The sequence below is a fragment of the Aphanizomenon flos-aquae FACHB-1287 genome (assembly GCF_014698755.1).
In the GTDB taxonomy this organism is placed as follows: Bacteria; Cyanobacteriota; Cyanobacteriia; order Cyanobacteriales; family Nostocaceae; genus Dolichospermum; species Dolichospermum flosaquae.
On the sequence record NZ_JACJTO010000031.1, the window covers coordinates 18,085 to 33,658 of the forward strand.

General features: G+C 37.6%; 14 protein-coding genes. 10 read left to right on the forward strand and 4 right to left on the reverse strand.

Translation table 11 applies throughout. From position 1 onward, the window contains the following. Positions 1-398 precede the first annotated feature (398 nt). Positions 399-623, reverse strand: a complete 225-nt coding sequence (locus tag H6G44_RS14555) for a hypothetical protein (RefSeq protein WP_190385161.1) — start codon at positions 621-623, stop codon at positions 399-401. A 253-nt stretch (positions 624-876) separates the two neighbouring features. On the opposite strand from H6G44_RS14555, the gene H6G44_RS14560 reads away from it, so the two are divergent. Both H6G44_RS14560 and H6G44_RS14565 read left to right on the forward strand, forming a co-directional pair. Beyond that, positions 877-1,548 (forward strand): hypothetical protein, encoded by a 672-nt coding sequence (locus H6G44_RS14560; RefSeq protein WP_190385160.1) that lies wholly within the window; start codon positions 877-879, stop codon positions 1,546-1,548. Between the two features lie 49 nt (positions 1,549-1,597). Next, entirely contained in the window at positions 1,598-3,409 is a 1,812-nt protein-coding gene (locus H6G44_RS14565) for a peptidoglycan D,D-transpeptidase FtsI family protein (protein ID WP_190385159.1), read from the forward strand. A 43-nt stretch (positions 3,410-3,452) separates the two neighbouring features. Here H6G44_RS14565 and H6G44_RS14570 read toward each other — a convergent pair whose 3' ends face one another. Next, the gene (locus tag H6G44_RS14570; RefSeq protein ID WP_190385158.1) at positions 3,453-4,562 is read right to left on the reverse strand and encodes a glutamate--cysteine ligase; all 1,110 of its coding nucleotides are present in this window, start codon (positions 4,560-4,562) and stop codon (positions 3,453-3,455) included. A 284-nt stretch (positions 4,563-4,846) separates the two neighbouring features. Between H6G44_RS14570 and H6G44_RS14575 the strand changes: the two genes are divergently transcribed. Both H6G44_RS14575 and obgE read left to right on the forward strand, forming a co-directional pair. Continuing rightward, a complete protein-coding gene (locus H6G44_RS14575) occupies positions 4,847-5,521 on the forward strand; it encodes a Mo-dependent nitrogenase C-terminal domain-containing protein (protein ID WP_190385157.1) in 675 nt (224 codons plus the stop codon). A gap of 76 nt (positions 5,522-5,597) precedes the next feature. Beyond that, positions 5,598-6,626: a GTPase ObgE gene (gene obgE, locus H6G44_RS14580; RefSeq protein ID WP_190385156.1), complete on the forward strand. Its 1,029-nt coding sequence runs from the start codon at positions 5,598-5,600 to the stop codon at positions 6,624-6,626. Positions 6,627-6,702: 76 nt separating this feature from the next. Here obgE and menH read toward each other — a convergent pair whose 3' ends face one another. Beyond that, on the reverse strand, positions 6,703-7,506 hold the full coding sequence (gene menH / locus H6G44_RS14585; protein ID WP_190385155.1) for a 2-succinyl-6-hydroxy-2,4-cyclohexadiene-1-carboxylate synthase: 804 nt from the start codon (positions 7,504-7,506) through the stop codon (positions 6,703-6,705). Continuing rightward, positions 7,503-7,898 carry a metal-sensing transcriptional repressor gene (locus H6G44_RS14590; protein WP_190385154.1) on the reverse strand — a complete coding sequence of 132 codons (396 nt, stop codon included), beginning with the start codon at positions 7,896-7,898 and terminating at the stop codon, positions 7,503-7,505. Before H6G44_RS14590 ends, menH begins: the two co-directional genes overlap by 4 nt. 168 nt (positions 7,899-8,066) lie before the next feature. Between H6G44_RS14590 and H6G44_RS14595 the strand changes: the two genes are divergently transcribed. From H6G44_RS14595 to H6G44_RS14620, 6 genes are all read left to right on the forward strand, one after another. Continuing rightward, complete coding sequence (locus tag H6G44_RS14595) at positions 8,067-9,278, forward strand: HhoA/HhoB/HtrA family serine endopeptidase (protein WP_190385153.1); 1,212 nt, start codon at positions 8,067-8,069, stop codon at positions 9,276-9,278. A gap of 109 nt (positions 9,279-9,387) precedes the next feature. Continuing rightward, entirely contained in the window at positions 9,388-11,484 is a 2,097-nt protein-coding gene (locus tag H6G44_RS14600; protein ID WP_190385152.1) for a hydantoinase/oxoprolinase family protein, read from the forward strand. A gap of 60 nt (positions 11,485-11,544) precedes the next feature. Beyond that, the gene (locus H6G44_RS14605) at positions 11,545-12,393 is read left to right on the forward strand and encodes a Uma2 family endonuclease (RefSeq protein ID WP_190385151.1); all 849 of its coding nucleotides are present in this window, start codon (positions 11,545-11,547) and stop codon (positions 12,391-12,393) included. A 316-nt stretch (positions 12,394-12,709) separates the two neighbouring features. Then, the gene (locus H6G44_RS14610; RefSeq protein ID WP_190385150.1) at positions 12,710-14,398 is read left to right on the forward strand and encodes an NAD(P)H-quinone oxidoreductase subunit 4; all 1,689 of its coding nucleotides are present in this window, start codon (positions 12,710-12,712) and stop codon (positions 14,396-14,398) included. A 176-nt stretch (positions 14,399-14,574) separates the two neighbouring features. Further along, on the forward strand, positions 14,575-15,240 hold the full coding sequence (locus tag H6G44_RS14615; protein ID WP_190385251.1) for a tetratricopeptide repeat protein: 666 nt from the start codon (positions 14,575-14,577) through the stop codon (positions 15,238-15,240). A 78-nt stretch (positions 15,241-15,318) separates the two neighbouring features. After that, complete coding sequence (locus H6G44_RS14620; RefSeq protein WP_190385149.1) at positions 15,319-15,570, forward strand: BolA family protein; 252 nt, start codon at positions 15,319-15,321, stop codon at positions 15,568-15,570. Positions 15,571-15,574 lie beyond the last annotated feature (4 nt).

Sequence of the window (15,574 nt, forward strand, 5' to 3'; positions counted from 1 at the left end):
TTTGGTTACTGACCGAAAAGACGGGACACAAGCCCCGTCCTTCTAGGACGGCTTTATGTTAAAATTTGGTCATAGTCGCCTTATGGCATTGGGAGACTTTAAACGGACATGGAGGGACGATAAGACCACTTGTGGCGTGTTTCATTGAAGTGTCAAGAATCACCGCACCTTCAGTTCGGTGAGTATGTCAAAAAACGAATATAAGAAAATAAGACTGGGCGAGAAATGAATCTAGCCCAGAACCAAAACCTAATAATGTTCTTGTTCTTTACCCAACATAACACTACTGGGCAGTTGAACCTTTAATTTTTATCTACAAATCACTTCTCACTAGAGTTTTGTAGACAATAATTTTTAAAGATGCCAACTACCCATGAAGGATGTTGTATTATCCTATACTAGGGCTTTTTAGGGGTAGCCGCAGGAGAGGTTGTCGCCGCAGGAGAGATTGTCGCTGCAGGAGAGGTTGTCGCCGCCGGGGTAGTACCAGTATCTGCAGGTTCGCCACTTTTTGTTGCTGCTGGGGAACTTGTGGTATTAGGTGATTCACCACCACCTTCACAAGCTCCAAGCATGGTAGCTAGACTTAACATTAGAGCCAAACCAAAAACTTTTTTCTTCATAACTCCTCTTTCACCAATTGTGGCAATAAAATATGCAGCCTGTTGAATAAGATACCTTATTTATTGATTTTTTTTAAGAACTTTCTGATTACATATTTCAACTTATTTTCTCTTGTAACATTTTTGTAGATTATATGTAATACGGACAGAGGGCAATTAACGGTTAGAATGGTTTGGATTCTGGCTCTGAAAATGCAACTTTGGCCAAAATCTCAATCAAGTTAAAAATAAAGTATTTGTTATCATAAAAATCATGGTTTTTGAACGTAAATCAGCAGTTTCTAGCAAAAATAGGTGGTTCTGGGGCAACTCGCCTTTGTTATTAAATCAGCGCCGTTCTCGAAGTGTGAATAAAAAAACACAGGTTTCCTCCCGACTTCATAGTGAACCCATAGCAGTTAAATCACCCAATTCCGGCAACGCTTGGATGAATTTATATTTTTTAGGTTCTCGCAGAAGCAAGACATCAATTCGCAATACAAACTTAGAATCAGGTAAAAAACAAACTCCTGATAATAATATACATTCAAATAATACTGTACACAAAATAAGCGATGATTTAATCATACCTATATGGTTATTGCGTATGTACACAGTAAATCGCTATTCATCAATTTTAGCGTTTTTATTAGTGGTGGCGACATTAATAGTTTATGGTTGGACAGTATATTCCCAAGAGCTTTGGAGTGACTCTTATCGTAAAGTACAAAGCTTACAACGTCATGAGCGACAATTAAACACTGCCAATGCGACACTGACCAGTAAAATGGCACAGCAAGCGGAAAACCCTAATATGAATATGGTATCACCGACTTCTGAGAAAACCATTTTTTTACCATCAACATCTAATAATTATCCCAAGTCGTCATTTTCAACGTCTCAACCAGAATCACAACCTGAACCTCCTTCTCCACTAGGATATTAAAATCGTTAATAACTTCAGGAATCAAGCAGGATTCCCATATATTACTCTCATGTTGAAGACATCAATTAAAACAAAATTTAGAAACTTACGTAATTTAGAATTTAGACGACAACGCAAATTCACCAAACCACCTAAACTAGAAAATATTGAGCCGAAAACACCGGAAACCCCAGTTAATATTAAATTACGAATGTTTGCTGTTTGGGGTGTGTTAATGATTGCTATGTTAGGGTTGGCATTTAATTTATATCGTTTACAAATTGCTCAAGGAAAAAAGCTGGCTCAAAAGGCACGAAACCAACAAATGGTTAATTTACGTCCTTATATACCTCGTCGTTCAATAGTAGATAGGGGTAGTAATATCTTGGCTATTGACCGTCCTGTATATAAATTATATGCCCATCCCAAATTATTTGATCAGTCTCAGGAGAAAGTTGCTGGGAAAATTGCTCCGATTATCGGCAAAGAAAAAGCTGATCTGATCAAAATATTTCAGAGTAAACGTAGTGGAATTTTATTAGCTTCTGGTGTTTCAGAAGATATTACTGATAAATTAATGTCACTGCGTTTAAATGGGTTTGAGTTTATTCAAAAATACTCCCGATTTTATCCCCAAGATGATTTAGTGGCGGATGTATTGGGCTATGTTAATCTTGACCGTCGTGGCCAAGCTGGTGTGGAATATAGTCAAGAGAAGTTATTAGAACGTTTGGGAACAACTGTACGGATGAGTAAGTCTGGAAATGGCTCATTAATGCCCGATTATGCACCCCAGGGATTTCTGAATTCTGATGATTTGAAACTGCAATTGACTATTGATAGCCGTGTGCAAAGGGTAGCACGTGGGGCGTTAAAAGAACAGATGACTAAATTTAGTGCCAAACGGGGCGCGGTGATTGTCATGGATGCAGTGGATGGTTCAATACTTGCTTTAGTTTCTCAACCTACCTATAACCCAAATCAATATGCTATATCGGATATTTCCTTGTTTAAAAATTGGACTGTAGCTGATCTTTATGAACCGGGATCAACTTTTAAACCTGTAAATGTAGCGATCGCTCTGGAAAATGGTATCATCAAAGCAGATGATATTTTTGAAGATCCTGGTTCTATAAAAATCGGCACTCATACTATCAAAAATGCAGAAAAAACTGGTTATCGACAATTAACTATTCCTGAGATATTACAAACTTCTAGTAATATTGGTATGGTTAGAATCATTCAACGATTAAAACCATCAATATACTACAACTGGCTAGTCCGTTTAGGGCTAGGACAAAAGGTTGAGACGGATTTACCCTTTGAGGTTAGTGGTCAATTAAAAAGTCAAGAAAAATTTATTTCTTCAGCTATTGAACCAGCTACGGCATCTTTTGGACAAGGCTTTTCTCTAACTCCATTACAACTGGTACAATTGCACGGTGCATTAGCTAATGGGGGCAAATTAGTTACACCTCACGTTATCAGAGGACTAATTGATAGTCAAGGAGAAATGCACTATTCAACTCCTCTCCCAAATCCACGGCAAATTTTCTCGACTACAACTACTCAAAAGGTTGTGGACATGATGGAAACAGTAGTAAATTCAGGTACTGGTAAAGCTGCGAGAATTTCAGGATATCGGATTGCTGGAAAAACGGGAACAGCCCAAAAAGCTAGTCCTAATGGTGGATATACTAAGGGTGCAAGAATTACCAGTTTTGTCGCTATTTTGCCAGTGGAATCTCCCCGTTATGTGGTGTTTGCAGTGGTCGATGAACCAAAGGGAGAAAACGCCTATGGTTCTACTGTAGCCGCACCAATTGTTAAAACGGTAATGGAATCACTAATCCCTATCGAACAAATTCCACCTAGTCATTAGTTAGTTAGTTGTTAGTTGTCATTTGTTAGTTGTTAGTTGTAATCTAAAATCTAAAATTGCCATAGGTTTGCTGGAGAGTTGCTTCAATTGAACCTAGATTTTGGAACGAATTAATTAACTGATCAGATCTTGTTTTTTTCTCGGATAAAATTACTTTCAGTGGGGTTAAAAATTCTAGATCAGGATCATCTTTAAGAGCAATTTCAGCAACTTGTAAAAGTTTTTGAGAGTTCATAAAAATGTCTTCATTTTCAAAGCCTGATTTTGCCGAAATTTGATGTAAACCAGCGTCAGGTATCATAGCTCTACCTAGTAAAGTTTCGTCTAATACTAAACCTTTTAATAAAGCTAATAAACCCGCGTAAATGGTAAAGTTATCACAACTATCACAAGCTTTAAATTCTATCCGTCCTACCTCTGAGGGAATGCGGGCAATTTTTGTCAATGAGGGAACACTTTTAATTAATTCTTCGGCTGTTTCCACAAAAACTAATGTTGCGGATCTTTTTCCAGTTCTGATCAATGTTCTCACTGATAAACCTTCCCATAAACCACCATTATAAAAAGGAGAACTATAACTAAAAGGGATGATATAAGGACTGTAATAAGTTAATTTTTTACCAATATCAATTAACTTTTCAGTAGACAAATTTGCCAAAGAAATATTTAAATCTGGTCCATAGGAAACCATATAAATATGAGCAGTTTGTTCATCTGGATAAGCTTGTAATTGCCTAATTTCAAAATCATTTAATGGAGGTTCTGGGTTAAATATGCACCTATAGGGGTTAAAACTGACTAAAACTGGTGAAAAACCAAAACTAGCAGCCACGTCACTCAATAAAACAAAACTGGCTGTTAATTCATCAATTGCTCCTTGAATAGTAGGGTGAATAGTTGTTCTAATTTCGATACCTTTAGCTAAACAATCAATTACCTCTTCAGAATCACTAAATCTTTCAAATCCTTCAATATACCAGCGCTTTTTCTTAATTCCCGCATCACCTACTCTTAATTGTGGATAGTCACTGGGATAAATAGGTAGTTTGTCAACAATTTGCTGAAAATCGGCAAATTTTGTATTCTGGAAATCAGCAAACTTTCCTTGATGATTGAAAAACGCAACTTCATGTTCAATACCAAAGCGAAACATACTTTATACCCAATTAATGATAAATATAATTAATTATATCCATATTTTGTGTCATTGTGAATAAATACTGCCTAAGTTAATGCTAAAAAGTCATTATATCCTAGATTAGGTTGACCCAAAGAAATCCAAGAAAACCCAAGAAAATTTCTGATTATGTTGAGTTTTGTCTTCGCTCAATCCAAGCTATATTTCCTGGATTTTTGCCAGTTAAATACACAGAACTTTAGTCCTTTTCAAGTTACATTAATTAATATTGACCAATAAAAATTACAAGGCGTGTTTTTATGACAACTACTGCTCAAACCCCTTACAGTAGCGAACAAATTATGGCTTGGCTACGGGGATTACTGACTATTGCTTGGGCTGATGGTAACTTTGATGCTCAAGAACAGGAATTAATTACTAATCTTACCAAAGAAGAATTAGCTCCGTCCATTGACTGGGGTACTCTAGAGATCATTGAACCGGATGAATTAGCAGCTATATTAGGTAAAGGTACACCTGTGGCGGAAAATTTCTTGCGGACAGCGGTAATGGTAGCGATCGCTGATGGTGTATACTCTCCTAGTGAAGATAATCTACTTCAGCAATTGTGCCAAAAATTAGAACTGCAAGAGAATTTACTCACGGCCTTACGTCATACCCTAGAAGATACCGCAAAATCTGAAAATTTGCCCTCGGCTGGACTTCAAGCCCCACGCCCAGATGCTTTAACTCCCTTGCGTCACTGGTTAGATGGATTAGATATTCAAGATCCCAGAGTTGCCCGGTTTTTGTGTAAAATGATTCCTTCCCAATGTCCCTTTGAAAGAGATGTAACCTTATTTGGCCGGAAAATAGTTCATATTCCGCCATTATGTAAAATTAACCCACTTTATGAACAAATGGTAGGTTTACGCTTCCGCGCTCTTTCCTACCTAGCAGATGACTGTGGCGAGGATGTTACACCTTATATTTAAATTAGTGGTTAGTGGTCAATTGTTCGCATAATTGACTACTAAAAACTGACAACTGACTAATAACTAATGACTAATTATGCAATTTATAGACCAATCAGTAATTGAAGTAGAAGCAGGTAACGGAGGTGATGGTATTGTCGCTTTCCGCAGAGAAAAATATGTCCCAGCCGGTGGTCCTTCTGGTGGAAATGGCGGAAAAGGTGGTTCAGTAATTTTTGTGGCTGATACCAATCTACAAACCTTGTTAGATTTTCGATATAAGCATTTATTTAAAGCCCCAAATGGAGAACGTGGTGGTCCCAATAATTGCACTGGCGCGGGGGGAAAAGATCTAATTATTGAAGTTCCTTGTGGTACTTCTGTTTATGATGCAGTAACGAGCGTTTTACTATGCGATATAGTTGAGCCTGGACAAATTTTTCGAGTTGCTGAAGGTGGTAAAGGTGGGCTGGGAAATCAACATTTTTTGAGCAATAGTAACCGCGCCCCAGAATATTCACTTCCTGGTTTAGAAGGAGAAAAAAAGGTCTTACGTTTGGAGTTGAAATTGTTAGCAGAAGTAGGAATTATTGGTTTACCTAATGCAGGTAAATCTACTTTAATTTCTTCTTTATCCGCCGCGCGTCCAAAAATTGCTGATTATCCTTTTACTACCTTAATTCCTAATTTGGGTGTAGTTAAAAAACCCACTGGTGATGGTACAGTTTTCGCCGATATTCCGGGCTTAATTGAAGGTGCTTCCCATGGTGCAGGTTTAGGTCATGATTTCTTGCGTCATATTGAACGGACAAGGGTTTTATTACACTTAATTGATGCGACAAGTGCAGATGTCATTGCTGATTTTCATACTATTCAAGAGGAACTTAAAGCCTATGGACGGGGTTTAGCTAAACGTCCGCAAATTTTAGCTTTAAATAAAATAGATGCTGTTGATAGAGAAACTATTGATTTGGAGGCTTTAGCTACTCAATTAAATCATCTGGCTTTAGCACCAGTTTTCATAATTTCGGCGGTAACTCGTGCTGGTTTAGATTCAATGATGCAGGAAATTTGGCGGATTTTAGATGAAATTAATATCTTAGAAATGGAAGAAGTTACAGTTTAATTAATGGGTTCATATCCCCGACTTATCTAAAAAGTTGGGGATCTTGTTTTTGTTTTTGATAACTAATTGAGGATAGTTAGAAAAAATATTGAATATTATGGACAAATGCTAAAGTGTTTTCTAGATGAATATTATGTCCGACTTGATCAATTATTTGTAATTTAGCAAATTTAGATTTTTCAGTCATAGCAATATTAATATTAATAAATTTCTCATCTTTTTCGCCAACTAATAATAATAGAGGAAGAGTATTTTTAGTGATCAATTCCCATAAACAAGGTTGAGAACCTGTTCCCATAAATTGCAATGATTTTGCTAAATTTAGAGGCTGATTTATTAATCTACTGGCTATCATAGATGGGTATTGAGGATGATTTTTGAGATCAGCAAAAATTGGCATTTGATACCAATTAGTGAGAAAGTGATAAAAATCATCATTATTTACGATTCTAGTTAATTTTCTAGCTATTTGAGCATCACTTTTAACCCTAGCTAATCTTGCTGTTTCTGTTGTTAAACCAGGGGAAGCAGATTCTAAAATAACTTTAATAAACCTTTGAGGAAAATATAGGGTGAGATATAAAGCTAATCTACCTCCCATTGAGTAACCAATTAAAAAACATTGGTCAATTTTTAATTGATCTAATAGTTGTATAATAGCTGTAGCGGTAGATGCCATTGTATAGCATTCATCATCTAAAACTTGAGTTTTTCCATGTCCGGGTAAATCAATAGTTAGATAGGAAAAATCATCAAATAGTAATTTTATAGCTTGATCAAATTCATAAACATTACCCATGAATCCATGTAAAAATAGAATTAATGGTTTGTTTGATTTATGAATTAAAGAATAGTGAAATTGATATTGATTTAAACTCAAGGTAAAAATCTGTCTAATGCGGCTTTTAATTGTGCAATCTCTGATTCTATATTACCCTCTTGGGCGGCTCTACCAATACATTCAGTTAAATGTTCATCTAAAACGATACGTGCTACTTTATCTAATGCCCCACGCACAGCAGCAATTTGTAATAATACATCAGGACAAGGAGTATTTTGCTGTACCATAGTCTTAATACCGCGAACATGACCTTCTATACGGGAAAGTCGGTTAATAATCCGCCGTAAAGACTCTTCACTGTGGACATGAGGATGAACATGAACTGAATCAACCTGATTATCCGTATCCTCTGTATAATTGTGGTGGTGTGAATGTTCTCCTGATTCTGATGTAGTCAAGGATTCGTTAGTTGGTGGGTTTGTTCCATTCATGAGCTATGATATTAATATTTGGTTTGTTTTGGCATTTTGGCTTTAATTAATATCTTAGCCCAGAGCAGAGGAACGTAAATGGCAATTCTGAATCTGATCTGTAAAAATAGCTGTAGATAGATTTGTCAAGAAACAGCAAAAATTAGGCTTGTAGATTAGGTTGTGATTATGCGATTTTTCCAAATGTCCCGGTCTATCCAACAACTCAGTACCCATGTTTTAGCGATTTTGATGGGTGTGATTTTGACTGTCACCTCCCTACGGGTATTACCTTCAGCAGCAGAACCAGGTCCAAATCCTGTTACTGAGTCATTCACAAAAGCTGCTCAAAAACCATCTGCTGCTACAAATGTGATTAGTGGTCATAGTTTTGTGACAGCAGCGGTAAATCGTGTGGGTTCGGCAGTAGTAAGAATTGATACAGAACGAACGATTACTCGCCGGAATGATCCGATGATGGAAGACCCGTTTTTTCGGCGGTTTTTTGGTGATAGCTTTCCCCAACAATCACCGACTGAACAGTTACGTGGTTTAGGTTCTGGTTTTATTCTTGACAAAAGTGGTGTAATTCTTACTAATGCTCACGTAGTTGATAAGGCTGATAAAGTTACAGTCCGCTTAAAAGATGGACGCACCTTTGAGGGTAAAGTTAAAGGTATTGATGAAGTAACAGATTTAGCTGTGGTCAAGATTAATGCTGGTAAGGATTTACCTATTGCTCCCTTAGGTTCTTCTAATAATGTCCAAGTAGGGGATTGGGCGATCGCTGTGGGTAATCCGTTAGGATTTGATAATACTGTTACCTTGGGAATTGTTAGCACTCTCAAACGTTCTAGTGCCCAAGTTGGTATTAGCGATAAACGATTAGACTTCATTCAAACTGATGCAGCTATTAACCCTGGTAACTCTGGTGGACCACTATTAAACGGGTTAGGAGAGGTAATTGGAATTAATACGGCAATTCGCGCCGATGCGATGGGGATTGGGTTTGCAATTCCTATTGATAAAGCTAAAGCGATCGCTGCTCAATTACAACGTGATGGTAAAGTTGCTCACCCCTACTTAGGTGTACAAATGGTGACATTAACACCGGAATTAGCAAAGCAAAATAACGATGATCCTAACTCCATGTTTGTCATTCCTGAAGTTAAGGGAGTTTTAGTGATGCGAGTTGTCCGTAATTCTCCCGCTGCAACCGCAGGTATCCGGCGTGGAGATGTAATTGTACAGATTGATAATAAGCCAATTACCACCGCTGAACAGTTGCAAAGTGTAGTAGAAGACAGTACCCTGGGTCAAGCCTTGCAGATAAAAGTCCAAAGAGGTAATCAAACACAAATACTTTCAGTCCGTACTGCTGAATTGAAAGATATTTCTTAATCACTAAATCGCTGACTGCTTGAAGATCCCTCACTTCTTAAAGAAGACAGGGATCTACTTCTAAAAAGAGCGCTATCTTATAATTCATATCACTTCATTTAATATTGTTATGTTGAGAATTTTTGCAGACAGAGGTGGCACATTTACAGATATAGTTGCTGTCACTAATAATGAGACAATAATAGACAGACTGGCAAATTTTACAGAACGGTTTTTAATAGTCCCTTTACCTAACAAAGAATGGATTATAGTTTATAAATTACTATCAGAAAATCCTGAACAATATGAAGATGCAGTTATTCAAGGAATTCGGGATATTATCGGACTCACTGTTAATGAACCCATTCCCTACCAAACAATTGAAGTAGTGAAAATGGGAACAACAGTAGCTACAAATGCCCTCTTAGAAAGACATGGAGATCGAGTTGTTTTACTGATTACTAAAGGCTTTAAAGATGCGTTAAGAATCGGCTATCAAAATCGTCCAAATATCTTTGCACAGGAAATAATTTTACCTACCATGCTGTATGAACAAGTAATTGAGGTAGATGAAAGATATGATGCTCATGGTCATGAATTAGTTTCTGTAAATATTGACCAAGCAAAACAGGATTTACAAACAGTGTATCATACAGGAATTAGAAGTTGTGCCATTGTATTTATGCACAGCGATCGCTATCCATTTCATGAACAACAAATAGCCAAAATTGCCCAAGAAATCGGCTTTACACAAATTTCCGTATCCCATCAAGTTAGCCCATTAATGAAACTGGTAAGTAGAGGAGATACCACCGTTGTTGATGCCTATTTAACTCCTATTTTACGTCGTTATGTTAACCAAATTGCCAGTCATTTACCTCAAGTCAAATTAATGTTTATGAAATCTGATGGTGGGTTAACCAACGCAGAACAATTTCAGGGAAAAGATAGTATTTTAAGTGGTCCGGCTGGTGGTATTGTTGGTGCAGTTCAAACTAGTAAAAGAGCAGGTTTTGAATTAGTAATTACCTTTGATATGGGCGGAACAAGTACAGATGTTGCCCACTTTAAAGGAGAATATGAAAGACAATTAGATTCAGAAATTGCCGGAGCACGGATGCGAGTTCCCGTATTAGCAATTAACACCATTGCAGCGGGTGGAGGTTCAATTTTATATTTTGATGGTTCTAGTTATCGTGTTGGTCCAGAATCCGCTGGATCAAATCCTGGACCTGCTTCCTATCGTCGTGGAGGACAATTAACAGTAACAGATGCTAACGTCATGTTAGGAAAAATTCAACCTGAATATTTTCCCGCAGTTTTTGGTAGTGAAGGTAAATTACCTTTAGATCAAGAAATAGTTATTCAAAAATTTACAGAATTAGCTAAAGAGATTGCATCTGTCACTGGAAATTATCGAACTCCCGAACAAGTAGCATCAGGATTTATTGCGATTGCTGTCGAAAATATGGCAAATGCTATTAAAAAAATCAGTTTGCAAAGAGGTTATGATGTTAGCCAATATGTACTTTGTTGTTTTGGTGGTGCTGGTGGACAAGTTGCTTGTTTAATTGCTGATACTTTAGGAATGAAAAAGATATTTCTGCACCCTTTCGCTGGGGTACTTTCTGCTTATGGTATGGGTTTAGCCGATATTAGAGCGACTAAAATCACAGGAGTAGAACAACCTTTAAATGAAAGCTTAATTCCTCAATTAGAACAGTTAATGGCATCTTTAGAAACCCAATCTCGTAGGGAATTAAACATAGAAGAAATCCAGTTTCAACAAGAAATTATTAAGAAAGTAAATTTAAAATATGCAGGAACTAATTCTATTTTAACTGTTGATTTTACTAATGTAGCAGGAATGAGAGAACAATTTGAAAGTGAACATAAATTACGATATGGTTTCATGCAATCAGAAAAAGACTTAATTATTGAATCTATTTCTGTAGAAGTAATTCAAAAAATGGATACTCCTGAAGAACCATTAATTAGTCGTACCCGTCCTGAAAATGTAGAACCTAAAATAATGGAAATCGTGAAAATGTTTAGCGATAATCAATGGTATGACACACCAGTTTATCGTCGAGAAGATTTACAACTGGGAGATAGAATTAGTCACCCTGCAATTATTGTCGAGAAAATCAGCACAATTATAGTCGAACCTAACTGGGAAGCAAAATTAACTGAACTTAATCATTTAATCCTAGAACGTATTGTTTAGTTATATTTGTAGTGATTGTAATTAATGTTAAAATAAATAAATACTACTTGGTATCATATCATGATGATTACTCAAGAAATAGAATCTCAAGAAAACATCTCATCAGATGTAATTTTACCACCCAGTGATTTATATAGTGATGAACCTCCCGTGGAAACAGAACTACATTTAGAGCAAATTATGCTCTTAATCAAATGTCTTAAATGGTTATGGAAAGATAGAACTGATTTTTATGCAGCGGGAAATCTGAGTATTTATTATAGTCCACATCAGAGGAAAAGGGAAAATTTCCGAGGTCCTGATTTTTTTGTGGTCTTAGGAACTGAGAAAAAAACCCGTAAAAGTTGGGTAGTCTGGGAAGAAAATGGGAAATATCCTCATGTAATTGTAGAAATTCTCTCACCAACAACAGCTAAGACTGATAGAGAATTAAAAAAAGAACTTTATCAAGAAACTTTCCGCACTCCAGAGTATTTTTGGTTTGATCCTTATACCTTAGAATTTGCAGGATTTCATATAACAGACGGAAAATATCAACCTATAAAACCCAATGAAAAAGGACATTTATGGAGTGGACAATTAGGGTTATATTTGGGAATTTATGATGGTTTATTGCGTTATTTCACATCAGAAGGAGATTTAGTTCCTACACCTGAAGAAACCGCAGAATTAGAAGTTAAAAGAGCCGAACGGGAAATGCAAAAAGCAGAACGTGAAGCTCAAAAAGCAGAACGTGAAGCTCAAAAAGCAGAACGTGAAGCTCAAAAAGCAGAACGTGAAGCTCAAAAAGCAGAACGTGAAACCCAACGTGCTGAACAAGAATTCCAACGCGCTGAACAGGAAGCCCAAAAAGCCGAACGTTTAGCAAAAAAATTACGGGAATTAAATATTGACCCAGATACGATTTAAGAAAAGATTTCTAGCGACTGTCTCTCAGCTCTCAAAAAGATAATCTAGCTCCCGCACTCCCCCCGCAACGGGGGGAAAGATAAGTTGAGAATTATATCAAAATATGATGACTTTTCCGCACCCTAGCAATGTATCTGGAGAAAGCTGTAATTGCTGGTACGGTCATAAACATAAAAGTTAAGTTAAAAGAAAAAATCCTAACCATAAGATTTATTTAAGTAAATATTCCCTTATGCTAAACTGTGGTAAAAACCTATAAAGAAATTGTTAAAAAGTTTAGTACAATATTCACTGATAAGTATTTTTTCCTATTGACATGATAGCGGCTCAATTTCCTTGGCTTACCGCGATTGTCCTATTTCCACTTGTAGCATCCTTTCTCATCCCAATATTGCCCGATAAAGACGGCAAACTTGTCAGATGGTATGCACTGGGCATAGGTATCACCGACTTTATTTTGATGTGTTACGCTTTTTGGAAACATTACGATACTAGTAATGCGAGTTTTCAACTGGTAGAAAATTATGTCTGGATGCCTCAGTTGGGCTTAAACTGGGCGGTTTCTGTTGATGGTATTTCCGCTCCCTTAGTGCTTTTGGCAGGATTTGTTACCACTCTTGCCATTTTTTCAGCTTGGCAAGTTGACCGCAGACCAAAGCTTTTCTATTTTCTCATGCTTGTGTTGTATTCCGCACAAGTTGGGGTATTTGTCGCCCAAGACTTGCTATTATTTTTCATTATGTGGGAAGTCGAACTAATTCCTGTGTACTTATTAGTTTGTATTTGGGGTGGACAACGACGACGTTATGCAGCTACAAAATTTTTGATTTATACCGCAGCAGCTTCTATATTTATCTTGGTAGCAGCCCTGGCACTGGGACTATATGGCGGCGGAAATGTAACTTTTGATGTTGCAGAACTCGCAAATAGAGAATATCCCTTGACGCTGCAACTATTACTATATGCAGGTTTGTTAATTGCCTTTGGCGTAAAATTGGCCATTTTCCCCTTGCATACTTGGCTACCTGATGCCCACGGAGAAGCATCTTCGCCAGTATCTATGATTTTGGCCGGTGTGTTGTTGAAAATGGGTGGATATGGACTAATTCGCCTAAATCTTGGCCTACTTGCCGATGCTCATGTTTATTTTGCTCCTGTTCTCGTCATTCTCGGTGTTATTAACATTATCTATGGTGCTTTAAATTCCTTTGCCCAAACGAATATGAAACGGCGTTTGGCTAATTCGTCAATTTCCCACATGGGTTTTGTATTAATAGGAATTGCCTCTTTCACCGATTTGGGTATCAATGGCGCAATGTTGCAAATGATATCACATGGTTTAATTGCTTCGGTGTTGTTCTTCCTGGCTGGTGTCACCTACGATCGCTCTCATACCATGATGATGGCAGAAATGGGCGGTATTGGTCAAGCCATGCCAAAAGTATTTGCTCTCTTTACCATGGGGGCAATGGCATCTTTGGCTTTACCGGGTATGAGTGGCTTTGTCGGTGAACTTTCGGTGTTTGTGGGGATAACAACTAGCGATGTTTACACTTCTACGTTCTGTACCGTCACCGTCTTTTTAGCTGCTGTGGGAGTTATTCTTACACCTATTTATCTGCTGTCCATGCTGCGTCAAGTATTTTACGGTTCTGGTGCTGACCTGGTATGTGATGTTAACAATCAGGGTTTTCAGAATCAAGAAGATGAAGGAACGGCTTGTTTTGGTACAGATTGCCTTTTACCAACGGAAACTGTATATACTGATGCCAGACCAAGAGAAGTATTTATTGCTGCCTCTTTTCTAGTGCTGATTATTGGCATCGGTTTCTACCCTAAACTAGCCATGCAAATGTATGACGCGACCACTGTGGCTGTAAATGCTCATGTTCGCCAATCTTATACCATTATTTCCCAAAGTAATCCCCGTGTTTATGCTAGTGGATTTTTAAGTCCGCAAATTCCAGCATCTGAGTTAACTCCCGTTTTGGGAACTTTAAAATAGGCAACTTGCGACTAACACAAAGTATGGAGAACATATCTTCTAGCACCGGTTGGAGGATATCATCTCCTACTTACTCAAGGTGATCAAGTGACTTGACTTTATCTCTGGCACAAAGAGAGTTAAGATACACTAGGTTTCCTAACCTTATCTATGGAATTGTCGCACTAATTAAACTCATGAATGCTGCTAATTTAATTCGCTTCACATCTTTATCACTCATAGCAGTTTTGGGACTGCTATCACCAGCCTATGCTGAGGGACAAAAGTTATCAAATCCTGTTAGTCAAACAAAACCAACTAATCAACCAAAACCCGGTAATCAACCAAAACCAACTAATCAACCAAAACCGACTAATCAACCAAAACCAACTAATCAACCAAAACCCATGGAAGAGGGTGAATCTAACATTCTTAGTCCCACAGAAAGCAGTAGTAATATTTTAAGTATAGAGGGAGGCGATCGCTTGATGAAAGAGATCGACCAAGCGGTTACTAGTCAAGATTATGCCCTAGCTGTCAAAAAACTCCAACAAGCACGCCAAGTTTATAATCAGTTGTCTAGCCTTTATCAACAACTAAATTCTAGTTTTACGGGTATTGACATTAGCGCTGCTGATTCCCACCGTAAAAATGCTTTAGCAACTGCCCAAAAGCGAGATGAAGCTACCTATCAATTAGCTCTGGTCTATAGAGCGCAAAATCAGCCAGAATTAGCCATTCCTTTGCTAGTGCAAATTATCACAAGTCAAAACCCCACCAGAGAACTAGGTACAAAAGCTTACCAACAATTATTTGAACTAGGTTTTGTAAAGACACCATTTCCTTCTCAAGGTAAAAAATAATCGGCAAATGCTAACAGGCAACAGCCAAGCGTTACATATCTGTTAATAATAGAGAAGTAAGTTTTTTCAGGAATTGCGATGATGAGTCCGCAACAGGTAGAGGGAATGATCAAGGCAAAACTGCCGGATGCTCAAGTGCAAGTACAAGACTTGACGGGTGGTGGTGATCACTATCAGGTAACAGTAGTTTCATCGCAGTTTGCAGACAAGGGACTGGTTCAACAACACCAACTAGTTTATGGCGCATTGCAACAAGCTATGTCAAGCGAAGCGATTCATGCTTTAGCTCTGAAAACCTACACTCCCGAAGCTTGGCAAGCAACAAACTAATTTG